The sequence below is a fragment of the Alteromonas sp. ABH4_457 genome, from assembly GCF_056160625.1.
In genome coordinates this window covers 90,148-113,561 of record NZ_JBSWXN010000008.1, presented here as the reverse complement: position 1 = coordinate 113,561, position 23,414 = coordinate 90,148, and the positions used below count along the sequence as shown (strand labels likewise).

Here is a 23,414-nt window from a genome sequence, read left to right as displayed (position 1 = left end):
CCTTCATGCGTATTCTTTTAAGTAACGACGATAGTGTATTCGCCAAAGGCATTGCTGTTTTATTCGAAACACTTGCCGCAGAGCACGATGTCACCGTGATCGCGCCGGACCGCAATTGCAGCGGTGCCAGCAACGCGCTGTCGCTGCACAGTCCGCTCCGCATTCAGCAACTGGATAACGGCTTTTATTCGGTGAATGGCACGCCCTCTGACTGTGTTCACCTGGGCGTAAATTGTTTCCTTGACGACGACCCGGAGCTGGTGGTGTCGGGTATTAACCATGGCGCAAATCTGGGTGACGACGTTATTTACTCCGGCACGGTAGCAGCAGCAACCGAAGGGCGGTACATGGGTCTGCCGGCCATTGCCGTTTCACTGGCCAGCCACGAAGGCAAACACTTTGAAACCGCAGCTCGTGTGGTGCTGGATATTATCCGCAAATTGCAGGCGCATCCTTTACCCCCCAATCAAATTTTGAACGTAAATGTGCCGGATGTGCCATACGATGCACTCGCCGGTATCAAAGTGACACGTCAGGGGCGCAGACATCGTGCCGAAGCCATGGTAAAAGCCAAAGATGCTTTCGGTCGGGAAATTTACTGGTACGGTCCGGCCGGAGCCGAACAGGATGCCGGCCCTGACACAGATTTTCATGCCATCGCTAACGGTTACTGCTCTGTGACACCATTAAGCGTGGACATGACAGCTCATCACAGCCTCACTAACATGGAAGACTGGCTGAATAAAAAACTCTGATAACAATAAATCCTGTGAAGGCAGCTAGCCACAAACCGGCTGCCGGAAATAAGATACGGGAAAAACAGGAAATCATTTGCAGCAATGAGAACATTGAAAAAAGGTGAAATGCTCGCTGAGCTTTTGTTCAGCGAGGGCGTACGGGATCAAAAAGTACTGACCGCTATTGCATCCACGCCAAGGGAATTATTTTTACCCGATGCCCTCAAACACAAAGCTTATCAAAATACAGCGTTACCCATAGGACAGGGACAAACGATTTCTCAGCCCTATATTGTCGCCAAGATGACGGAGTTGCTGCTGAAAGCCTCTAACAGTCCAAGGAAGATTCTGGAAATTGGTACCGGCTCAGGCTACCAGACCGCAATCCTCGCACAACTTTTTGGTCACGTTTACAGTGTTGAACGTATCAAGTCGTTGCAGTTTCAAGCGAAGCGCCGGATGAATCAACTCAACCTGCACAATATTTCCATGAAACATGGCGATGGCTGGAAAGGCTGGCCCAGTAAAGGCCCGTATGATGCCATTCTGGTTACCGCCGCAGCGAGCAGCCTGCCACAGGATCTCTGCGACCAGCTTGAAGAAGGTGGCCGTTTGATTATTCCGGTAGGCAGCGAACAGCAAAATTTGTTATGTGTAGACAGAATTGATGGTGAGCTTAAAACAGAGACCATTGAAGCTGTGCGTTTTGTACCACTGGTTGCAGGAGAGCTTCAGTGAAAATTTTTCAACCATGCTATGACCTGGCGTTGCGATGGGCCCGTCACAAGCATGCTAATCGCTATCTTGCGGGACTGAGTTTCGCAGAATCTATGTTTTTCCCCATACCACCGGACGTAATGCTGGCGCCAATGTCCATGTCACAGCCCAACCGTGCATGGTTATTTGCTGCCCTGACCACTATTGCATCCGTGCTCGGCGGCATTGCCGGCTATGCACTGGGATTTTTCACTTTTGAGGCGTGGCTGGAACCACTTATTATCTCTGCGGGTTACGAAGAAAAACTGCAAACCACTGTCGACTGGTTTGAAACCTATGGCGTATGGGTTGTCTTCCTCGCCGGCTTCTCTCCTATACCATATAAAGTTTTCACCATCAGTGCCGGTGTTCTTAATATGGCTCTGGTACCTTTTATTGTAGCGTCTGCAATAGGTCGTGGAGCCCGCTTCTTTCTGGTTGCCGGTCTCATGAAATGGGGTGGTGCAGCCATGGAAGCTAAACTCCGTGAATACGTGGAAATACTCGGTTGGTTAACAATCGGACTGGCCGTTCTTGCGTACTTTTTACTCCACTAAGGTAGATTAATGGGCAAAATGCGAGCAACAAATGCTTCAATCGCCTGCATTTTCGCCATTTTTTTGACGGGTTGCAGTGGCAGAACAGCCCCTGCACCGGTGACTTTACTCAATAGTCAGACTGAATATTCTGAAAAAGGGTCAGAAAGTAAAACTTATCTGGTAAAAAAGGGTGATACGTTGTTCGCTATCGCCTGGTTTACCGGAAATGACTATAGAGATCTTGCTAAATACAATTCTTTATCAGCACCTTACGATATTTACCCGGGTCAAACTTTACGCTTATACCCACAATCTGTGACAGCGTTGACAGGGAACACTTCTAAGCCAAAAGTTCAAGAAAAAACTGGTACGACCAGCGATATATACGACGAAAGGAGTGTTGACCGGGATAAACCACAGGCGTACAGTGGTCGTGAAATTAATGTTAACAACCAAGAAGTTACTAGTGTCAAACCTTTGACGAAAGGTGTCAAAGATTCAGCCAGAAGGGATTTCCCCGAAAGGGTGTCAAAATGGGTTTGGCCCAGTAAAGGTAACATAGCGTTAACATTCAGTAATGCGGAATCGGGCAACAAAGGGTTGGATTTCAGCGCACAAAGAGGCGCACCAGTTCTGGCCGCTGCGGAAGGCAAAGTGGTTTACGCAGGCAGTGCATTACGTGGGTACGGTAACCTGGTAATTATTAAACATACCGATGCCCTGTTGAGTGCTTATGCACACAACGACAAGCTCCTTGTAGAGGAGCAGCAATGGGTCGCCGCAGGGCAACAAATTGCGACAACGGGAGATAGTGGAACAGATTCGGTCAAGCTTCATTTTGAAGTGAGATACCGGGGCAAGTCGTTAGACCCCCTAAGGTATCTGCCAGAAAGATAATAATAACAATAAATAATAAGAAAATTTGAGGAGAACATCGCAGGGTAACCAACAACGCAGGAGATGCAGTCGTGGGTCAAACAAAAGCCGCTGTAATCGAATCAAAGTCTCGGGATGAGTTGAACGAGATGGACATGCCAGTTGATATGAAAGCTGGTGAAGCAATTAACAATGATCTGGATGATACTGAGGATGATGCAGTATTTGTTCAGGAGGACTTACCGAAAAACCTGGATGCCACCCAGTTGTACCTGGGAGAAATTGGCTTCTCACCCCTACTTACCGCAGAAGAAGAAGTTTATTTTGCACGTCGCGCACTGAAAGGCTGTGAGGCCTCCCGTAAGCGTATGATTGTATCTAATCTTCGTCTGGTTGTGAAAATTGCCCGTCGCTACAACAATCGCGGTCTGGCATTACTTGACCTGATTGAAGAAGGTAACCTGGGTCTTATCCGTGCAGTTGAGAAATTTGATCCTGAACGTGGTTTCCGTTTCTCTACGTATGCGACCTGGTGGATTCGTCAGACGATCGAACGGGCGATCATGAATCAAACCCGCACGATTCGTTTACCGATTCACGTAGTCAAAGAATTAAATGTTTATCTGCGTTGTGCACGTGAGCTCTCACAGAAGCTCGACCACGAGCCTACTGCAGAAGAAATAGCTACAGAGCTTGATAAGCCTGTTGACGAAGTCAGCCGTATGCTTCGCCTGAATGAGCGCATTACATCGGTGGACACACCTATCGGTGGTGAAAACGATAAGGCACTGCTGGATATTCTTGCCGACCATAATGAATTTGGTCCGGAAGATAACCTGCAGGACAGCGATATGAAGTCGAATATCGTGAAATGGCTCGGTGAGTTAAATCCGAAACAACGGGAAGTGTTAGCACGTCGTTTTGGTTTATTAGGGTACGAACCGTCTACCCTTGAAGATGTGGGTGCGGAAATTGGCCTTACACGGGAACGAGTCCGTCAGATCCAGGTAGAAGCACTGCGCAGACTGCGCGATATGCTGGGTCATCAGGGACTGTCTCTGGAAAGTCTGTTCGATCAGATGGGTGAGTAATTTCACCCGTCTGACCCGACCATACAGTTTATGCCGTTCTGCCCGGTATGTTGCACCGGGCGGCACTGTATAAAATACCGATTGATGTATTTTAAGACTATTTACGTGTTAATGTGAAGAAAGTGTAGTCGTAAGGATTATGCTCATCGGCACGGTTTTCAACCACATCTGAACGTACCCAGTCGCCCTGAGAATCGTAATCAGGGAAACAGGTGTCACCTTCGACAGTTAACGCTATTTGTGTCAGATAAAGAGTGGTTGCCTGAGGCAGAAAAGCTTCATAGACCTTACCGCCACCAATCACCATCACTTCATCATCTTCCGTGACCATCTCACTGGCAGCGCTGAGTGCCTCGTCGACGTTAGTAACCACAGTCACTGTGTCAGGAAAATCTGAAGCTGCTGCAGAAGTAATGACGATATTGGGTCTGCCAGGTAAAGGTCTGCCAATTGACTCCCAGGTTCTGCGTCCCATGATCACCGGCTTACCTAACGTTACCGCCTTGAAATGCTTCAAATCGGCCGGCAGGTGCCAGGGCATATCATTGTCAGCGCCGATAACCCGGTTATGTGCCATGGCGGCAATCATCGCAATCTTCATCACTACTCCTTAAGACGCGATATCAGCGACGGTATTCTACTTCAACGTCGTAGTCGTCTTCATCCCAGTCATCATCGTCATCGAGATCGTCATCCAGATCGCCCTGCATGGTCTCGCGATCGTAACTATCCCACTTAAACTCTACCGTCTCTTTCTCATCGTCTTCGTCGATGCCGGCAGGCAGTGTTTCAATGTAATTCATGATTTCGTGGCAAAGCTGTTGTGTGTTCATTTTCTGGAAAGCAGAAATTTGATAAACAGGACCATCCCAGTCCAGCTTTTCTTTAATTGATTCACACAACGCTTCCACTTCTTCCTCGAGAAGCAGATCAACTTTGTTGAACACTAACCAGCGTGGCTTGGCTGCCAGCTTAGGACTGTACTTTTCAAGTTCTTCTATGATCTTCTTCGCGTTTTCCGCGGGATCGCTCTGATCTGCCGGCAACAGATCAACCATGTGTAACAATACGCGGCAGCGCTCTAAGTGCTTCAGGAAGCGGATACCTAGACCGGCACCGTCGGCCGCGCCCTCGATCAGTCCGGGAATATCAGCAATAACGAAACTACGTTGTGAATCCTGTCTGACAACCCCCAGGTTAGGTACCAGTGTGGTAAAGGGGTAATCGGCGACTTTAGGTTTAGCAGCAGACACAGAGCGGATGAAGGTAGATTTACCGGCATTCGGCATACCGAGCAGGCCCACATCGGCAAGCAGCATGAGCTCCAGCTTCAGATTGCGGATTTCACCTGGCGTACCGTTTGTTTTCTGTCTGGGTGCACGGTTTACGCTACTTTTAAAGCGGGCATTACCTAAACCGTGAAAACCGCCCTGCGCGACTTTCAGGCGCTGGCCGTGCTTAGTCAGATCGCCTAGCACTTCTGCCGTTTCCACATCTGTCGCACGGGTACCAACCGGTACCATTACCGTAAGATCTTCACCTGCACGGCCGGTACAGTTTCCGCCCTGGCCATTCTGACCACGCTCAGCACGGTGGAAACGCTCGAAGCGATAATCAATGAGGGTGTTCAGGTTCTCATCGGCCTGCAGATAAACAGAACCGCCATCACCACCATCACCGCCGTCAGGACCACCTTTCGGGATATATTTTTCACGTCTAAAGCCAACCGTGCCGTTACCACCGTCGCCGGCTTCAACACGAATTTCAGCTTCATCAACAAATTTCATTAGTCACTCCGAGTCGTTGTCGACTACCGTATTTGAAAGCTAAGTTTACACCATTGTGACAATCACTACATCGCCAATCTGGTGAAGGGCTGCGGACCCCGGAAAAAATCTTGTTACTAAAAACAAAAAACCCCGCTTACGCGGGGTTTTTTAAGCCTGTTCGGCGTAACGTCAATCCGCGATTACTCGCCGATGATGCTCACGAATTTACGGTTGTTCTTGCCTTTAACGTCAAATTGAACTTTACCGTCTTTCAGAGCAAACAACGTGTGATCTTTACCGATACCTACGTTGTCGCCAGCGTGGAAACGAGTTCCACGTTGTCTTACGATGATGTTACCAGCAAGCACAGATTCGCCGCCAAAGCGCTTAACACCAAGGCGTTTACTTTCTGAATCACGACCGTTTTTGGTACTACCACCAGCTTTTTTGTGTGCCATGTGTTCGTGCTCCTATTATGCGTTAATACCAGTGATTTTCACTTCTGTGAACCACTGACGGTGACCCGCTTGTTTACGGTGATGTTTACGACGACGGAACTTAACGATTTTGATTTTATCGCCACGTCCGTGCTGAACTACTTCAGCAGTAATTTTGCCACCAGCAACTAAAGGGGTGCCGATCTTAACGTCGTCACCGTTGCTAACCATTAATACGTTATCGAATTCAACAGTCTCGCCCGGCGCGACTTCGATCTTCTCTAGACGAACGGTCTGGCCTTCAGCCACACGGTGCTGTTTACCGCCACTTTGGAAAACCGCGTACATATTCTACTCCGCTCTGCGTCTCATTGACGCTTCAATTCAAAAAACAGGGCGCGAATTGTACGTGAAACATCCTGAGATCTCAACCCCGAAAAACACAAAATTTGATTATTTTTCGCGCTTCGGCTCAATTCGCTGCCAGAACTACTAAAAGCCCGCATTTTACCTGCATTTTCCCCTTCAGGGAAATGCTGCTAAGGGATTATTTTTTCATTCATTTCAGTTTTTTAAACCATGCGGGTGGATACCCTTTCAGATTCAGGTACAATCAGCGCTCAGAATGAAATCAGTAAAACATACCCACGACATGCCCATGGACATAAATGCGATCCGCGAGCTGACAGCTGCGGACATGAAAGCGGTAAATGCGCTTATACAGCAGCAAGTCGACTCAGAAGTTGCTCTAATCAATCAGTTAGGCTTTTACATCGTCAACAGTGGCGGAAAAAGGCTGCGCCCGTTGTTGTCTGTTCTGGCAGCGAGATCAATGGGGATCACAACAGATCAGCATCACACGCTGGCCGCGATCATTGAATTTATCCACACATCCACTTTGCTTCATGATGATGTGGTTGATGAATCCACATTACGCCGGGGTCAACAAACGGCGAATGCAATATTTGGTAATCAGGCAAGCGTACTGGTGGGCGATTTTCTTTACTCCCGTTCATTCCAGATGATGGTCGATCTGCAAAGTATGCGTGTCATGGAGATTTTATCTGACGCAACCAACCGTATTGCCGAAGGTGAAGTATTGCAGTTAATGAACTGTAATGACCCGGACACCACAGAAGCCCGCTATTTTGACGTAATTTACGGCAAAACTGCCCGCTTATTTGAAGCAGCAACACAGCTTGCCGCTGTGCTGACGGGGCAACCTGAGCATATTGAAAAAGCCATGCAGGATTACGGTAAACACCTGGGAACCGCTTTTCAGTTAGCTGACGACATTCTCGATTATGCGGCTGATAAAGACGAAATGGGTAAGAACACTGGCGATGATCTTGCAGAAGGTAAGCCTACCCTGCCCCTGTTGTATGCCATGTGGCACGCTGAAGATGAAGCGGATAAACAACTGATCAGAGAAGCCATTGAGAAAGCAAATGGCCTGCCTCACCTGTCACGAATAGTCAATATTATGAGTGAAACCGGTGCGCTGGAATATACCAAACGCTGCGCGGATGAAGAAACGCAGAAAGCCATAGCCGCATTGGCTCCAGTGCCGGAATCTGACTACAAACAGGCGCTGATTGCATTAGCGCATATCGCTGTAGAACGTACTAAGTAAGATTTTTTAGGCCCGATGTTGCGGGCCTGTTACTATCCCCCCCTGCAATCAGCGCAATAAAGATCACACTGATCAGGTTGTGATCCATCACAGATCAGGCTCCTTAGTTCAAACCCAAATCACGGGTCATATTCTCATTTCTGTCCCTGTGTACAATAATATTGTCTTCAATACGGATCCCACCGAAAGGCAGGTACCGGTCGACAATATCCCAGTTAATGTACTTAGAATTATCGCTGGCTTTCAAATTCGCCAGCAGCGTGTCGATGAAATATAACCCGGGCTCGATAGTGAAGACCTGACGGGCTTCCACCACGCGGGTACAACGCAGGAATGGGTGCTCTTCCGGTGCCGGTTTTGGCGTACCGCGGTCATCAGCTACCAGCCCGCCTACATCATGTACCTGTAAGCCAAGGAAGTGGCCTATACCGTGAGGAAAGAAAGTACTGGTGATTTGTTTTTCAACAATTTCCTGAGGCTTAAGATTGACCAGTCCCACATCATGAAGAATTTGTGCGATGCCATCGTGGGCAAGAATATGAATGTCGGTATAAGCAACACCGGGTTTAAGTGCATTGCCTAATGTCACCGTAACTTTATCAACATGTGCGATTAGCTCAGCGAACAGAGGATCTGAGTGGCTGTACGTCCGCGTAATATCGGCGGCATAACCATGAAAAGAGGCACCGGCATCAATGAGAAACGAGCGTGACGTATCCGGCGCTGCATTGTCACAATGCATGTAATGCAGAATAGATGCATGCTCGTTGAGCGCAATAATACTCGTGTAAGGTAAGTCGTTGTCTCCCTGACCCGCCGCGCTGTTGTAAGCCTGCTTAATGGCAAACTCACTTTCACCTGCCATAAATGCTTCGCGGGCAGCACGGTGCCCCTGCACAGCCAGTTTATTGGCTTTGCGCATACACAGCATCTCGTAATCAGTTTTATACGCCCGCTGAAAGTGCAGGTAATTTAACGCCCGGTCCGGATTAACAATGTGGAATCCCAATGCGCTGGCCACTTCAATATACTCACCTACATAGGCATATTTCTGCTTATCGTAAGGCAAATGTTTTTCAACAGCGTCAGCCTGCTTTAGCAGGACGATATCGAACTCAGCCGTCCAGAAGTCATCCGGTTCAGGAGGTACTTTGTGCCAGAAATCCACAGGACGGTAAAAAATGAGTTTCGGTTTATCGGTACCGTTCACAACCAGCCAGCAATGCGGGTTATCTACAACAGGCACCCAGGCTTTGAAATGAGGATTCACCTTAAACGGATAATCATTGTCATCGAGGAAAAGCCGTTTACTTTGTCCCGCATGAATAACCAGCCCGTCCAGACCTTCCCGCTGCAAAGCTTCTCTGGTACGGGACTGAAGTGTCTCAATATGTGCGCGGTAGGACGCGGTAAGTGTGGTCATAAACCCTCATATATTCTGTCGTTAATTGTTTTAATTTGTAAAAGACCGGCGGTATGCCACCGGCCTTATTTGGGTGCGTAAGTGCCGCCTGCCCTTCCTCCGGGAGAAGAAAGGCCGGTAGCCGGCGGAATAGCAGATTTTGCCAGTTGCTCAAACAGCCCTGAAGACTCACCCAGCTGATGTTCGTAAATATAACGGTATGCCATCACCGCTTTTACGTAACTGCGGGTTTCTTTATACGGAATCGTTTCAATCCAGATATCCGTTTCTACGTTCCCGCCGGCAGGCAACCATTCCATAACTCGCTGCCAGCCTGCATTGTAAGACGCTGAAACCAGTACCGGATTATCGCCCATTTTGTCCATCAGATAACGCAAGTACTGCACACCAAACTGAACATTCTGACCTGCATCAAACAATTCATCTGTGGATACTCTTTTTTCGGCAATGTATCTCGCGGTACCGGGCATTAACTGCATCAGGCCGCGGGCTCCGGCAGGAGACACGGCATCGACCATAAACGAGCTTTCCCGACGGGCAATCGCCATGGCAAATGCAGGCTGAATATCGTAAGCCCGCCCGACATCATCAAACTGATCGGCATAGGCCATTGGGAAGCGCTTCTCCACGTCATCCAGAAAGCCGCTTTGAGTAAAACTGATGATTGCCTGGTCGAACCAACCCCACTCGCTGGCCAGTAATGCTGCGTCCTTCACTTGCGAAGTATCCAGTGAGTTCACCAGATAACGCCACTCACGTCTGGCATCAATTAAGCGGCCAAGAGCGAGAAATTCCTGCGCCCGCTTTGCCGCCGGACGCTCAGCAATCATCTGCATATTTTCGTCACTGCGGGGCGTAGAGATGTGTTTCAGCGAAGGTTTCTCATTAACTCTGGCACTGGCCATAAAACCGTAATAGTTCCGTTCCTGAGCCAGTTCACGATAACGGATACCAGCCTGCTCCTGTAACCCCATCGCCTCGAGACTGCGGGCCTGCCAGTAACGATAGGCTTCATCCTGCTGCACATATTCCGGTGCTGCCGCGATTAGATCCAGCACGTCCTGCCATTTTTCATGACGCAACAAGTAAGACATATGCCAGCGTTTTACGTCATCTGCAGCACCACTGACATCAGCCCGCTTTAACCATTCATCTGCTTCCGGTTTGTCGTCAATGGCAAGACTCAGAGCAATTGCCCTGGTTATATCCAGTTGCTGCTGTTTCGTGAACACATCCGCCGGCTGCCAGAGGTACCAGGCTTTAATTGCATCACCGGCATCCCGCCAGGCAAGCTTTTCCATGCCGTAGGCAAGAATTTTTCCCTCTGTTTCTTTATTCTTCAGCGGAAACTGTGACTTCTTCAGTACCAGCGATGATGAAGTTCGGATGCGCTGCCATAAATCAGCCAGATATTGTTCTTTTGCAGGAAGTTTTCGCTTCAGATAAGGAATAAGCTTCGGGTTACCGGACAACGCCGCTTTTTCAATTCGTCCTAACACCATGTCACCGGTCATCATGCCGGCCTGCTGCCATTTTTTAAAAACGGGGTCACATTCGTCCGGTTGTGAACGGCCTGCCAGCCAGATGGGCTCAACTTTTTCTAACCAATATTCAGGCTGGCCCGCGTCTTCCAGCTGATATTGCAGATACTGACACGTAATGGTTGCCCCCATGCCATCGCGATAATTAGCAAGAAACGCTTTCTTTTCACCATGAGTAGCCAGATAACGGAGCCAGCGGCCACGTAAGCCATAGGTAAAAGGCTGGTTGTGATAATTCAGCAGGAAAGATTCTATGTCTTCACGGTGAGCCATATCCATCCGCTGATCGATTTGCTGCCGCAACAGATAAGGATAAAGAGGATAGTCTTTTAATGCGGCAACATCGTCTTCCAGCGCAGCCACTTTTTTCCGGCTGGCGCGGCCAAGCTGTTTTTCGAGCTCAGTAAACTGTGCCCGCTTTAGCTCTGATTCGGGAGAAGAAGGCGTTGGTTGAGCTTGCACAATACCTGCAACACTCATCACACCCAGCCAGAAACTGGCAACAAGAAAAGACACCGGAATGCGCTTCACGGAAGCGGCCGCAGATACTTGCATTCAAAACCATCCATCCAAAAACGAGTGAATGACAGGGGCGTTACCAGAAAATAAGGGGTAAAAAACAAAACAACCCGAAAATTTAAAATAGCGCTGGCGAACACCCGATTTCCTTACCATTATACAACCTTGTGATGTGAATTCGAGCTTGATTTTTTGCTGTTCAATCGCCATCTAGGAAAAAATGTAAACACTTGTTTGAATTTTTATTGAAATTTTCCGTGGCATTGTCACAATCAAGCCACCCTAACACGTCAGAGTAAGACACCGGCTTGCAGTTCCGGTTCCTCATTTCTGACATCCTCGCCATTGCCGAAGGAGACGAGAATGATATACGAAGGCAAGAGTCTGACCGTTACGTTGTCAGATGATGGTATTGCTGAACTGGTTTTTGATGCACAAGGTTCAGTCAACAAATTTGACCGCCAGACCGTAGCTGAACTGGATGAAGCCACTGCTGCTATGGCTGCTCACGGTGGCATTAAAGGCGCAGTAGTAAGAAGTGGCAAATCGGCTTTCATCGTGGGTGCTGATATCACCGAATTTACGGCTATGTTTGAGCAACCTGAAGAAGAAGTGCTTGCATGGGTTGCTAAAACATCACAGGTATTTGATCGCTTTGAAGATCTTCCCTTCCCCACCATCGCAGCGGTAAATGGCTTCGCGCTGGGCGGTGGCTGTGAGATGGCACTGGCTTGTGATTTCCGCGTTGTTGACACTACCGCTTCTATTGGCCTGCCGGAAGTCAAACTGGGCCTGATGCCCGGCTTTGGTGGTACCGTTCGCCTCCCCCGCCTGATTGGTTCCGATAATGCTCTGGAATGGATGACCACCGGTAAAGACAGAAAAGGCCAGCAAGCACTTGATGAAGGTGCGGTAGACGCAGTCGTGGCACCGGAGAAGCTACTTGATGCTGCTACCACAATGGTAAGCAACGCCGCTGCCGGCAAGCTGGACTGGGAAACCCGCCGTGCAAATAAAAAAGCACCGTTAAAACTGAATCAAAATGAAGCAATGATGAGTTTTTCCACGGCGCAGGCATTTGTGGCAGCCAAAGCAGGTAAACATTATCCGGCTCCCCACATGATGGTAGAGACCGTTAAAAATGCAGCCGGCCTGGATCGCGACGGCGCGTTGAAACTGGAAAACCAGGGCTTTGTTAAACTGGCTAAAACCGACGCGGCACAAGCTCAAATCGGTATTTTCCTGGCTGACCAGCTGGTGAAAGGCAAAGGCAAAAAAATGGCCAAAGCCGCCACCAAAGAAGTCAAACTTAATGCGGTTCTCGGCGCCGGCATCATGGGCGGTGGAATCGCTTATCAGAGCGCATCCAAAGGCTTACCGGTAGTGATGAAAGATATCAACACTCCGGCGCTTGATTTAGGCTTGAGTGAAGCCGCCAAAATTCTGAATAAAGGCATGGAACGCGGCAAAGTCGACGCGAAGAAAATGGCAGCCACGTTAAATGCCATTACCCCGACCCTCGAATACAGCACGCTGAAAGATGCAGACGTTGTCATTGAAGCGGTTGTCGAAAATCCGAAAGTAAAAGGCATCGTACTGAAAGAAGTGGAAGGTGTGGTGGCAGATGACGCCATTATATGTTCAAACACATCCACCATTTCCATTAACCAGCTGGCTGAAAACCTCGACAAGCCAGAGCGCTTCTGTGGCATGCATTTCTTTAACCCCGTACATCGCATGCCGCTGGTAGAGATCATCCGTGGTGAGAAAACCACTGACGACACAATTAATGCCGTCGTTGCTACCACGCTGAAAATGGGCAAAACCCCCATTGTGGTCAATGATTGCCCCGGCTTTTTAGTGAACCGTGTGTTGTTCCCTTACTTTGCCGGCTTCAGCAAACTGGTACTAGACGGTGCCGATTTCGTTGCGGTTGATAAGGTCATGGAGAAAGACTTCGGCTGGCCAATGGGGCCTGCTTACCTGCTGGATGTGGTAGGTATGGATACGGCTGATCACGCTGCGGGCGTTATGGCTGAAGGTATTCCGGAGCGCATGGCGAAACTTGAGAATGATCCGGTCACTTTGCTTTACGAAGCGAAACGCCTGGGTCAGAAAAACGGCAAAGGCTTTTATAACTTCGGTACTGACAAACGGGGACGTCCCAGTAAAGAAGCCGCAGAAGAGGCTTACAGCCTGATCAACGCAAACACTGCTGAAACAAAAGCCTTTGATAAAGAAGAAATCATTGCCCGCCTGATGATTCCTATGGCAAACGAGGCTATCCGTTGTCTGGAAGAAGGCATTGTTGCCAGTGCTGCAGAAGCCGATATGGCGCTGCTTTACGGACTGGGATTCCCTCCTTTCCGTGGCGGAATTTTCCGTTATATCGAAACACTGGGCCTTGAGCAGTTTGTTGCTCTGGCAGACAAGTATGCCCACTTAGGTCCGATCTATCAGATTTCCGACGGCGTGCGCCAGATGGCCGCTGACGGTAAGTCTTATTTCGCGTAACGGAACCAGGGAGAAGAATATGAAAGATGTAGTAATTGTTGATGCGATTCGCACACCTATGGGCCGTTCCAAAGGTGGCGTATTCAGAAATGTCCGTGCAGAGACTTTATCTGCCCACCTGATGACCGCATTACTGAAAAGAAACCCGAACCTCGATCCTGCTGAGATTGAAGATATTATCTGGGGTTGTGTGCAGCAAACGAAAGAGCAGGGTTTTAACGTTGCCCGAAATGCGCAGTTGCTGACTGACGTTCCCCGCTCCACAGCGGCAGTGACGGTGAACCGTTTGTGCGGATCTTCTATGCAGGCCCTGCATGATGCCACCAGCGGTATTATGAGCGGTCGCGGTGATGTATACATGATAGGCGGCGTTGAACACATGGGTCACGTTCCCATGACCTTCAACGTCGATTTCCACCCTGCTCTTGCTAAATATACCGCCAAAGCATCGGGGAATATGGGTATGACTGCCGAGCTGCTCGGTCGTCAAAACGGCATTAGCCGTGAGATGCAGGATGCCTTCGGCGCCCGCTCGCACCAGCTGGCTCATCAGGCCCACCTTGAAGGTCGTTGGGCAAATGAAATTGTACCCGTTGAGGGCCATGATGCAGACGGCGTGCTGACAATGGTTGATTATGACGAAGTCATTCGTCCCGAAACGACCGTCGAAACCTTATCCGGCTTACGCCCCGTATTTGATCCGGTAAACGGTACAGTCACCGCCGGTACCGCCTCTGCAATATCAGACGGTGCATCAGCCATGCTCGTTATGTCAGCTGACAAAGCGAAAGCACTGGGCTTAACGCCACGGGCAAAAATCCGCTCAATGGCGGTGGCAGGTTGTGACGCTGCAATCATGGGTTACGGCCCTGTACCAGCCACTAAAAAGGCGCTGCAACGGGCGGGTCTGAGTATGGATGACATTGAAATTGCCGAGTTCAACGAAGCTTTCGCTGCACAGGCATTGTCGTGTATCAAACAACTGGGCTGGCTGGAAAAATACGATGACCACGTCAACCTGAACGGCGGTGCCATCGCACTTGGTCACCCGCTGGGTTGTTCAGGCTCACGTATCAGCACCACCTTGCTGAACCTGATGGAAGCGAAAGATAAAACTCTGGGCCTTGCCACCATGTGCATTGGCTTAGGTCAGGGTATTGCTACCGTCTTCGAACGTGTTTAATCTTTTATAGATTACTCTGAAGAAAGGGCCTGCGGGCCCTTTTTTTATGTCCGCTCAAAAATAACGACTATAACTCAATAACCTGACTTGCAGGAAATCGTGTCGCATTAATTATCAATCAATGGTCTAATCAAGCATAAAACCGGCATTAAGGGATATTAAATTGATATGAAGCGCTCTTTGACGCTGTCCCGATATGTAAAAAAACGAACCGGAGTGCCTCTGGGAGCAAGTCATTCTATGAGGAATATGCTCTCACGTTCTTTAGGCGCAGGATCTTTTCCTCAGTTCTGGCAATACTGGAATCCGGTATGGAGCTACTATTTATCCCGCAATGTAATGAGACCCCTCAACAACGTTCTGCCGGACTCAATTGCTGTCCTGTTCACATTTCTCGTTAGTGGCGCCCTGCACGATTTAGCCGTCAGTCTGGTCAAATGGAAAACGGTGTTCTTTTTCACCCCCTGGTTTGGCCTGATGGGACTCATGGTGATAACCAGCAGTAAATTTGATATTAATTACAGGCACTTTGCCCGGAGTTTCAGAGCAGCCATAAACCTGTCAGTTATTGCTGCCAGTTTATGTCTTACGTACCTCATGGAAGGCGCATTTAATTAGCACTGCTTAGTGCCGTATTATTAAACATGCCGGGGTGTACAGATCCCTGCCACACTCTGCTATATTGAAAGTTCAACAATTAACCGTTGCAGGGAATAAAATGAAAGTGATTTTCAGATGTCTGGGGCTTTTCCTCTTGCTGATTGCAGCAATTACTGCATACAGCGCAGGACATCAAACCGGTGCATTTCTTTTTGTTGTACTTGGCTTCGTGTTAGAAGGCGTGTTCTGGACGGGTCTGTTTCCCCGCAAACGTGCCGGATAAAACTGAAAGCGTTTAGCACGGGAATTTAATCACCGTGCTGTAATCTGATGACGATTTCAATACCACCAGGGGTGGCTGAAATCCACATACTGAGGATCAATTTCTGCAGTATAAGGGGGAGCGAAGCTACGCCAGAAAACCCCGGAGAATTCTGCTGCATTGATTGTCAGCTTTCCTTCTTTCTCGTACTTTTTCAATAATTTGTTGTAGGCGCCTACCGGATATTGAGGGGTGTTGGAGCGAAAGACAACTGCACCGCCAAACTCCTCGAACATCGCCTTTTCAACTTGCCAGTGTTTAACCTGTTCTGAAGCAATCTCCTGCACACTACGTTTTGGTGGCGGAGTAAATGCTGATGCCAGCTCTTTATCTTCTTCCGTCTCGGGTTCTGGCGGAGGGGTAGCGGTATCCAGACTGTCTTTAAACACTTCAACGAAACGTGCCACCAGTTCAGCGTCCGGTTCGATACCTTTAGATTCGGCATAATCCTTTAACACACCATCCACAATGATTTCGGTGAGTCTGGCCTGCTGAAATTGCGCTACGGCCATTTCTCTGGACACGTTCATAGTTTTAGCCAGTGCATTGAGCTGCTTCTCTGTGGGCGATACAGAGCGCTCTGTCACTGGTTTACCCAGCAAAGTAGCCACTACATTTTGTTGAGCATGCGCAACTGCGGATAACGTTGTGCCTAAAATGAATAAAAGAAAAAGTCGCTTAAACGGATACGACATGAATGCTCCTTGAAAAGAATACCGGTATGTTAAACCACGCGGTTGTCCATAAGCGTGACACACAGAATAAAAGCAAATAACAACGGTTCAAACAGTAACATAATGTAACCTTGCCGGTGATGCTAATAACTAAGTGTAACAATTCAATAAAAGCGGAAAGAGAGAAAATTGCAACTGCAATTAAGACGCGATGACAATCGCCGATGATAAACGGTGGGGGAAATAAAAAACGGTGACAGATGTCACCGTTTTTTTGAAATCAGATAGCGTTGACGTTGGCAGCTTGAAGGCCTTTTTGACCTTGCTCAACTTCAAACTCAACTCGCTGACCTTCGTTCAGGGTTTTGTACCCTTCAGAAACGATAGCACGGAAATGTACGAATACATCTTTGTCGCCGCTATCCTGAGTCAGGAATCCATAACCTTTATCTGCGTTAAACCATTTAACGGTGCCTGTAACTTTAGACATGTAGACCTCAAAACTTTCAATAAAACTGCGCCAAAGGCGCTTTACTCGTGGCCTCATTGCAACGGGATATTTGGGTCTTACATGGGATGGACAAACAACTTACAACAATTACAGGTGTAACCAGAGCGTTCAAAACATCATGGTAGAAACAAAAATAATCTCGTCTTAAAAAGACCTTAGGCTAAAACAGCCTAAAACCACTATAACAGTTGGCGGGAAAAATGATACAAAAATTCACCGCTAACAGAAAATTATCACAATTTCGTAACCGGAGTGTCAGATTCCCTTACTTACGAAGACTTGGGGTGACTATGACGCCAGCCCTGAATCCAGCATCCCAGCCCCACTACACCGCTCAGTGCAGCGAATGACCAGTGGTGAACATATACAGGCAGAATGGCCGCCACAATGATAAACGTGGACCCGACCACCACCCAATGATTGGCCTTGGCTGTTTCCAGCTGCAAACGTGCCAGCTCCTGATGATTTCTGGCTATTTGCACAGGCATGGTTTTTACCTGCCTTAAGCTGTCATAGAGCAGATCAGGCATCTCCGGCAATTTCTCGGACCAGAAAGGCAGGTTATCTTTTACCTTGGATAACATGGCACGGACACCAATCTGTTCTTTCATCCAGTTTTCGAGAAACGGTTTTGCCGTTTGCCACAAATCCAGTTGCGGATAGAGTTGCCGCCCTAACCCTTCGATATAAAGTAATGTTTTTTGCAGCAAAACAAGCTGAGGCTGCACCACCATATTGAAACGCCTGGCCGTATTAAACAGCTGAAGCAGAACGTTGCCGAAAGAAATCTCTGCCAGCGGCTTCTGGAAAATAGGCTCGCACACCGTCCGGATTGCCATTTCAAATTCATCGATATTAGTATCGGCAGGTACCCAGCCGGAATCGGCATGAAGTTGCGCCACCTTGCGGTAATCCCGGTTAAAAAAGGCAATAAAGTTTTCCGCCAGGTAACGCTTATCTTCTCTGTTAAGCGTACCCACAATGCCAAAATCGATGGCAATATACTGCGGATTTTCGGGGTGCTCTGCAGAGACAAAAATGTTTCCGGGGTGCATGTCAGCATGGAAGAAGCTGTCACGGAACACCTGGGTGAAAAACACTTCAACACCACGTTCTGCCAGCTTTTTCATATTGGTATTTTGCGCCAGCAGGGCTTCAATATTGGAAATAGGAATACCGTATATACGCTCCATGACAAGCACGTCATGACGGCAATAATCACCGTACATCTCAGGAACGTAGAGGCTCTGTGAGCCTTCAAAATTTCTGCGCAGCTGTATGCCGTTCGCCGACTCACGCATCAGATCCAGTTCATCCACAAGGGTTTTCTGGTACTCGGTAACAACCTCCACCGGACGCAGGCGCTTGCCATCAGGCAGCCACTTCTGCAGTACGCCGGCCAGGGTATACAGCAGTTCCATATCTGCGTCGATAGTTTTGCGGATCCCCGGTCGCAATACTTTTACCACCACATGCTGACCATTCTCTTTTAATACCGCGGCATGAACCTGGGCAATAGAAGCTGATGCAAGAGGTTGCTCATCGAACTGGCTGAACACCAGGTTCAGCTTAGGTATATTCAGACTTTTCAGCACGATAGCTGTGGCGGCGTCGCTGGAAAAGGGCGCCACTTTATCCTGTAGCCTGGCCAGCTCATTGGCGATTGCCGGTGGCAGTAAATCCCGCCGTGTAGATAACATCTGACCGAACTTGATAAAAACCGGCCCCAGCGCCTGCAACGCCAGGGTTATCCGTTCGCCGGCAGATTTATCTTTATGTTCGTTGCTGATCCAGAAAATCAGTTTCCGCGCCAGGCGGGCATACCAGGGTAACCAGCGGGATGGAATTAGCTCATCAAGACCATGTTGCAGCAGAATTTTATTGATGAAATACAGACGACCAATACGCATGAAAAAATCCGGTTCAGGCTTTATCCGTTAGAAGGAGGGTTTTGTTCCAGTTTTGACAGCCGGGCTTCAAAACGGGCCACATCGTCTCTGAGTTCCGAGACCTGGTCAGCATACCAGGTAACCGCTATACGGGGCACAGCGATATCTTTCTCTTCGGTCAGAGCATTACTGAGGCCGGCTTTCGCATTGTTTAAAAATTGCGTGGCAGATTGCCGGGCTTTCGTTAATAACGCAAACGCCGAATGTGCCGTCACATCACCCACGTACCCTGAGGCGATTTCCTCCCAGTCGATGTTCAGTTGCTGAAACAAAGCACTGGCCTGCTGGGCAATATTAAGTTCGCCCTCAACCGACAATTTGCCGGCCTGAATAAGGCTGGTAATTTTGCTGCTTTGCTTCAGCTCCGGTAACACATCCAATCCGGCCCGGACGCAGCAGGTATGCTTATCCAGTTGCGCGACCACATCCTCAAATGTACCGTTTTCACCAAGCACGTCGATGCGATGGGAGAACACCAGCGACAACGCTACCGGCGTGCCGGTAACGAATATGGTAAGCCGCTTACCGTTCAGAGGCTTTAAACGTTCTGCAGCATGCTTATCCAGCGCAAGCAAGCGGTTAAGAGCCGTTTCAACAGCGGCCGTAACCAGTGCAATGGCAGGCATTAAAACTTGAATCCCCGGTGTAACGCCACGATGCCGCCGGTCAGATTCTGATAGTCACACTGTTCGAAACCCGCCTGTTCAAACATGCCCTTCAATGTCTCCTGATCCGGATGCATGCGGATACTTTCTGCCAGATACTGATAGCTCTCAGCATCATTGGCCACAAGCTGACCCATTTTAGGAAGAATGTGAAAAGAATACATATCGTACAGTTTACTGAGCTGCTCAGTGGTGGGCTTAGAAAACTCAAGCACCAGTAACCGGCCCCCCGGTTTTAATACGCGGTAGATAGAATTCAGGGCGTTCTGTTTTTCAGTCACGTTACGTAAACCGAATGCCATGGTCACCACATCAAAGGTGTTATCAGGAAACGGCAATGCTTCGGCGTCGGCCTGCACATAATCGATATTGTTAACCAGACCCCGGTCACGCAATTTGTCACGGCCAACTTTCAGCATAGACAGGTTAATATCTGCCAGAGTGACCTGACCTGCAGGGCCTACAAGTCGTGAAAACTTTGCTGTCAAATCACCGGTACCGCCGGCGATATCCAGCACTTTATGCCCTGTGCGGACGCCTGAACAGTCAATGGCGTGGCGCTTCCACAAACGGTGAATGCCTAACGACATCAAATCATTCATCACGTCGTATTTAGCGGCCACAGAATCGAAAACATTGGCAACTAACGATGCCTTCTGTGTTTTATCAACCTGCTTATAGCCAAAATGGGTAGTGGATGTTTCCGCAGCGGTATCTGCCCGGCTCGCCGTATTATCGCTCATGGCTGTCCTGTCTTTAAATTTCAGTATGAAGAAGTGTACCCAAAAGCGGTAACGAACGACAGTGGTTTGCCGCCGCTACGCTTATTTAGGTCAAACTTTGCAGTGTTCTCCTGACGGTGAACATTAATTTCCGTTGGGGCCCCAGCTTAGTGACAATGTCTGGCTGATTTCCTGCAGCGACAACCCGCTTTCCTGCTGCCATTGCGCAAAACAGGCGTTTGCAGCTTTCAACGACTTCTGACTGGTCAGTGAACCGTCGATGATTTCGTGCTTGCGCAGGTAGTCTTCCACATCACGGGAAAACAAAAAGGTATCAACGCCCAGCGCACGTAACGTGTAAGGTCCGGTGTTGCCGCCCAGACGGGCACCGTGCTTTTTAAGATATAACCAGAGCTCAGTAATACGTTCAGGGCCGAAACCAGCGACAAATTCACCGAAACTATTATGATGATGTTTAATGTCCTGGATCATCATGGCGTTGTCTCGCACAGTCATGACCTTTTTATAATTGCGCACAATGCGTTTGTCAGTGGCTTTCTGCTCAAGCATTTCATCGGGCATAAGCAACACTTTCTCAATATCAAAGCCAAAGAAGACAGTTTCAAAATCCGGCCATTTGGCTTCAATAACCCGCCACACAAACCCGGACTGAAACACTTTCTTTGTCATTGCCGCTAAGAAACGGTCATCAGGAATGGCTACTACATCTTTTGCTGATAAAGGCTGACTGACTAAATGAGAAAGGGCGGCAGCGCCGCCCTTTCTCTGTGCCGCCCGTTTTTGAATTTCTGAAAACGGTTCGGCAGCCATCAGGTTCTGATCCCCGAGTGGCGAAGCAATGCATCTACCTGAGGCTCACGGCCCCGGAACGCAACGAAAAGTTCCATGGGCTCTTTACTGCCGCCCATCTCAAGGATGTTTTCTAAAAACGCTTTGCCTGTATCACGGTTGAATATACCGTCTTCTTCGAATTTGCTGAACGCGTCAGCAGACAGCACTTCAGCCCACTTGTAGCTGTAATAACCTGCTGCGTAGCCGCCGGCAAATATATGGCCAAAGCTGTGCTGGAAACGATTGAATGAAGGCGGTGTAACCACGGCAACCTGCCCGCGCACGCTGTCGAGTACCCCCTGAACATCCACATTCGCACCATCCTGTTGATGGATTTTGAAATCAAATAAACTGAATTCCAGCTGACGCACCATCTGCATGGCAGAGTGGTAATCTCTGGCTGCCAGCATTTTATCCAATAGTTCATCGGGTAACGGCTCGCCGGTTTCATAGTGACCGGAAATAAAGGTTAACGCCTCTTCTTCCCAGCACCAGTTTTCAAGGAACTGACTTGGCAGCTCTACGGCATCCCAGGGCACGCCATTGATACCGGAAACGCCGGCAACAGACATTTTAGTCAGCATATGATGTATGCCGTGACCAAACTCGTGGAACAAGGTAACCACTTCGTCATGGGTGAACAATGCCGGCTTGCCGCCCACAGGGCCATTAAAATTACAGGTCAGATACGCAACCGGTAATTGCAGCTCACCATCCTCTCTGTAACGGCGTACACGACATTCATCCATCCATGCGCCGCCACGCTTTTTAGCACGGGCATATAAATCAAGATAGAAACTGCCGCGCATCACATCCGCGTCATCGGTAATCGTGAAGTAGCGTACATCGTCGTGCCATACATCGATTCCCGGCTGCTCAACAATCGTCAAACCGTAAAGCTGATGCACAACGCGGAACAGCCCATGCAACACTTTGTCTTCGGGGAAATAAGGACGCAGCATTTCATCAGAAATGGTGTATTTTTCCTGCTTCAGTTTTTCACTGTAGTAAGGTAAATCCCAGGCGTTCAGTGACGTAATTCCGAAACCGGATTCAGCAAACGCTTTGACTTCCTCCAGTTCTTCCTGTGCCTGCGGACGTGATTTTGCCGCGAGATCTTCCAGAAATCCTGTTACCTGATCGGTAGATTGGGCCATTTTTGTTGCCAGAGACCGCTCCGCATAGCTGCTGAACCCGAGCAGTTTTGCAATTTCAGTACGCAGGGACAGAGTCTCCTGAATGATGGCTGTGTTATCCCACTGGCCACCATTTGGCCCCTGCTCTGACGCACGGGTCGTATAGGCGCGGTACATTTCTTCCCGCAGGGCAGCATTGTCGGCATACATCATGACAGGCAGGTAAGAGGGTATATCCAGTGTGAACAACCAGCCCTGCAGATCTTTCTGATGGGCTGCCTGCTCTGCCGCAGCAAGTGCGGATTCAGGTAAGCCCGCCAGTTCTGACTCATCGGTAACATGTTTCGACCAGCCCATGGTGGCGTCCATCACATTGTTACTGAACGTAGAAGACAGCTCGCTTAAGCGGGCCTGAATGGCAGCGAAGCGTTTTTTCTCTTCAGGCGGCAGGGCGACACCGGATAAGGTAAAGTCACGGATGGTATTATCAATCAGCTTCTTACGCTGTTCATCGAGGCCGGCAAATTCGTCACTTTCTTTAAGAGATTTATAGGCATTAAACAGGCCTTCGTGCTGACCAACCCAGGTGCCGTATTCAGACAACAAAGGCAAACAGGCATCGTGGGCTTCCCGCAGTTCATCACTGCTGACCACAGAGTTCATGTGGGAGACCGGTGACCACATTTTCCCCAGGCGGTCATCAGCCTCTTCAATTTTTGCCACCACGTTGGCATAGCTAAAATCGTTACTTTCCACCACTTCGTCGATGGTGGCTTTACAATGTTCGATGGCTTTTTCAATCGCGGGCTTAATATCTTGCGGAACGATACCGGAAAAAAGCGGCAGCCCGTCAACTTGCTCAATAGCAGGGGTAGTCATAATGATCTCGCTTGTTATCTGATGTCATGTGACTTTGATTATGGTGGCTAAGTGTCACAGCAGGCAACCGCACAGACTGCCTGCTT

At 48.9% G+C, this 23,414-nt stretch carries 23 protein-coding genes; 10 read left to right on the top strand and 13 right to left on the bottom strand.

The features are described 5' to 3' along the window. Window positions 1–5 precede the first annotated feature (5 nt). The 5 genes from surE (at window position 6) to rpoS (ending at window position 3,999) form a co-directional block, all read left to right on the top strand. Window positions 6–755 carry a 5'/3'-nucleotidase SurE gene (gene surE / locus ACXAGR_RS20450; protein ID WP_474845198.1) on the top strand — a complete coding sequence of 250 codons (750 nt, stop codon included), beginning with the start codon at window positions 6–8 and terminating at the stop codon, window positions 753–755. An 84-nt stretch (window positions 756–839) separates the two neighbouring features. Then, window positions 840–1,475: a protein-L-isoaspartate(D-aspartate) O-methyltransferase gene (locus ACXAGR_RS20445; protein ID WP_119499995.1), complete on the top strand. Its 636-nt coding sequence runs from the start codon at window positions 840–842 to the stop codon at window positions 1,473–1,475. Continuing rightward, window positions 1,472–2,050 (top strand): YqaA family protein, encoded by a 579-nt coding sequence (locus tag ACXAGR_RS20440; RefSeq protein ID WP_474845200.1) that lies wholly within the window; start codon window positions 1,472–1,474, stop codon window positions 2,048–2,050. Before ACXAGR_RS20445 ends, ACXAGR_RS20440 begins: the two co-directional genes overlap by 4 nt. An 18-nt stretch (window positions 2,051–2,068) precedes the next feature. Then, entirely contained in the window at window positions 2,069–2,929 is an 861-nt protein-coding gene (locus ACXAGR_RS20435; RefSeq protein WP_474845366.1) for a peptidoglycan DD-metalloendopeptidase family protein, read from the top strand. 119 nt (window positions 2,930–3,048) lie between these two features. Beyond that, complete coding sequence (gene rpoS / locus ACXAGR_RS20430; RefSeq protein WP_474845368.1) at window positions 3,049–3,999, top strand: RNA polymerase sigma factor RpoS; 951 nt, start codon at window positions 3,049–3,051, stop codon at window positions 3,997–3,999. A gap of 97 nt (window positions 4,000–4,096) precedes the next feature. On the opposite strand, the gene folA is transcribed toward rpoS, so the two are convergent. The 4 genes from folA to rplU all read right to left on the bottom strand — a co-directional run bounded on the left by folA (window position 4,097) and on the right by rplU (window position 6,553). Continuing rightward, window positions 4,097–4,600: a type 3 dihydrofolate reductase gene (gene folA, locus ACXAGR_RS20425; RefSeq protein ID WP_474845202.1), complete on the bottom strand. Its 504-nt coding sequence runs from the start codon at window positions 4,598–4,600 to the stop codon at window positions 4,097–4,099. Window positions 4,601–4,622: 22 nt separating this feature from the next. Then, the gene (gene cgtA / locus ACXAGR_RS20420) at window positions 4,623–5,786 is read right to left on the bottom strand and encodes an Obg family GTPase CgtA (protein WP_474845204.1); all 1,164 of its coding nucleotides are present in this window, start codon (window positions 5,784–5,786) and stop codon (window positions 4,623–4,625) included. 182 nt (window positions 5,787–5,968) lie between these two features. Then, window positions 5,969–6,226 (bottom strand): 50S ribosomal protein L27, encoded by a 258-nt coding sequence (rpmA, locus tag ACXAGR_RS20415; protein ID WP_070125553.1) that lies wholly within the window; start codon window positions 6,224–6,226, stop codon window positions 5,969–5,971. Window positions 6,227–6,241: 15 nt separating this feature from the next. After that, complete coding sequence (gene rplU / locus ACXAGR_RS20410; RefSeq protein ID WP_119499992.1) at window positions 6,242–6,553, bottom strand: 50S ribosomal protein L21; 312 nt, start codon at window positions 6,551–6,553, stop codon at window positions 6,242–6,244. A gap of 310 nt (window positions 6,554–6,863) precedes the next feature. Between rplU and ispB the strand changes: the two genes are divergently transcribed. Then, a complete protein-coding gene (ispB, locus tag ACXAGR_RS20405) occupies window positions 6,864–7,838 on the top strand; it encodes an octaprenyl diphosphate synthase (protein WP_349584550.1) in 975 nt (324 codons plus the stop codon). Between the two features lie 103 nt (window positions 7,839–7,941). On the opposite strand, the gene pepQ is transcribed toward ispB, so the two are convergent. Both pepQ and ACXAGR_RS20395 read right to left on the bottom strand, forming a co-directional pair. Further along, entirely contained in the window at window positions 7,942–9,261 is a 1,320-nt protein-coding gene (gene pepQ / locus ACXAGR_RS20400) for a Xaa-Pro dipeptidase (RefSeq protein ID WP_474852252.1), read from the bottom strand. Window positions 9,262–9,326: 65 nt separating this feature from the next. Further along, a complete protein-coding gene (locus tag ACXAGR_RS20395) occupies window positions 9,327–11,357 on the bottom strand; it encodes a transglycosylase SLT domain-containing protein (RefSeq protein ID WP_474852250.1) in 2,031 nt (676 codons plus the stop codon). A gap of 327 nt (window positions 11,358–11,684) precedes the next feature. Between ACXAGR_RS20395 and fadB the strand changes: the two genes are divergently transcribed. The 4 genes from fadB to ACXAGR_RS20375 all read left to right on the top strand — a co-directional run bounded on the left by fadB (window position 11,685) and on the right by ACXAGR_RS20375 (window position 15,901). Further along, on the top strand, window positions 11,685–13,835 hold the full coding sequence (gene fadB, locus ACXAGR_RS20390) for a fatty acid oxidation complex subunit alpha FadB (protein ID WP_474852248.1): 2,151 nt from the start codon (window positions 11,685–11,687) through the stop codon (window positions 13,833–13,835). 19 nt (window positions 13,836–13,854) lie between these two features. Next, on the top strand, window positions 13,855–15,018 hold the full coding sequence (fadA, locus tag ACXAGR_RS20385) for an acetyl-CoA C-acyltransferase FadA (RefSeq protein WP_119499987.1): 1,164 nt from the start codon (window positions 13,855–13,857) through the stop codon (window positions 15,016–15,018). 168 nt (window positions 15,019–15,186) lie between these two features. Further along, window positions 15,187–15,636, top strand: a complete 450-nt coding sequence (locus ACXAGR_RS20380) for an MBOAT family O-acyltransferase (RefSeq protein WP_474852247.1) — start codon at window positions 15,187–15,189, stop codon at window positions 15,634–15,636. A 100-nt stretch (window positions 15,637–15,736) separates the two neighbouring features. Continuing rightward, window positions 15,737–15,901, top strand: coding sequence for a hypothetical protein (locus ACXAGR_RS20375; protein WP_474852245.1), 165 nt, complete (start codon window positions 15,737–15,739; stop codon window positions 15,899–15,901). A 56-nt stretch (window positions 15,902–15,957) separates the two neighbouring features. On the opposite strand, the gene ACXAGR_RS20370 is transcribed toward ACXAGR_RS20375, so the two are convergent. From ACXAGR_RS20370 to prlC, 7 genes are all read right to left on the bottom strand, one after another. Further along, window positions 15,958–16,635 (bottom strand): hypothetical protein, encoded by a 678-nt coding sequence (locus ACXAGR_RS20370; RefSeq protein ID WP_474845214.1) that lies wholly within the window; start codon window positions 16,633–16,635, stop codon window positions 15,958–15,960. A gap of 259 nt (window positions 16,636–16,894) precedes the next feature. Then, complete coding sequence (gene cspE / locus ACXAGR_RS20365) at window positions 16,895–17,104, bottom strand: transcription antiterminator/RNA stability regulator CspE (protein ID WP_108568737.1); 210 nt, start codon at window positions 17,102–17,104, stop codon at window positions 16,895–16,897. Between the two features lie 290 nt (window positions 17,105–17,394). After that, a complete protein-coding gene (gene ubiB / locus ACXAGR_RS20360) occupies window positions 17,395–19,035 on the bottom strand; it encodes a ubiquinone biosynthesis regulatory protein kinase UbiB (protein ID WP_474852243.1) in 1,641 nt (546 codons plus the stop codon). A 20-nt stretch (window positions 19,036–19,055) separates the two neighbouring features. After that, complete coding sequence (locus ACXAGR_RS20355; RefSeq protein WP_474845218.1) at window positions 19,056–19,700, bottom strand: ubiquinone biosynthesis accessory factor UbiJ; 645 nt, start codon at window positions 19,698–19,700, stop codon at window positions 19,056–19,058. Further along, window positions 19,700–20,482, bottom strand: a complete 783-nt coding sequence (gene ubiE, locus ACXAGR_RS20350; RefSeq protein ID WP_474845220.1) for a bifunctional demethylmenaquinone methyltransferase/2-methoxy-6-polyprenyl-1,4-benzoquinol methylase UbiE — start codon at window positions 20,480–20,482, stop codon at window positions 19,700–19,702. The genes ACXAGR_RS20355 and ubiE overlap by 1 nt, the downstream gene beginning before the upstream one ends. A 123-nt stretch (window positions 20,483–20,605) precedes the next feature. Beyond that, a complete protein-coding gene (locus tag ACXAGR_RS20345) occupies window positions 20,606–21,292 on the bottom strand; it encodes a DNA-3-methyladenine glycosylase I (RefSeq protein WP_474852241.1) in 687 nt (228 codons plus the stop codon). After that, window positions 21,292–23,328 (bottom strand): oligopeptidase A, encoded by a 2,037-nt coding sequence (gene prlC, locus ACXAGR_RS20340; RefSeq protein ID WP_474852238.1) that lies wholly within the window; start codon window positions 23,326–23,328, stop codon window positions 21,292–21,294. The genes ACXAGR_RS20345 and prlC overlap by 1 nt, the downstream gene beginning before the upstream one ends. Between the last annotated feature and the right edge of the window lie 86 nt (window positions 23,329–23,414).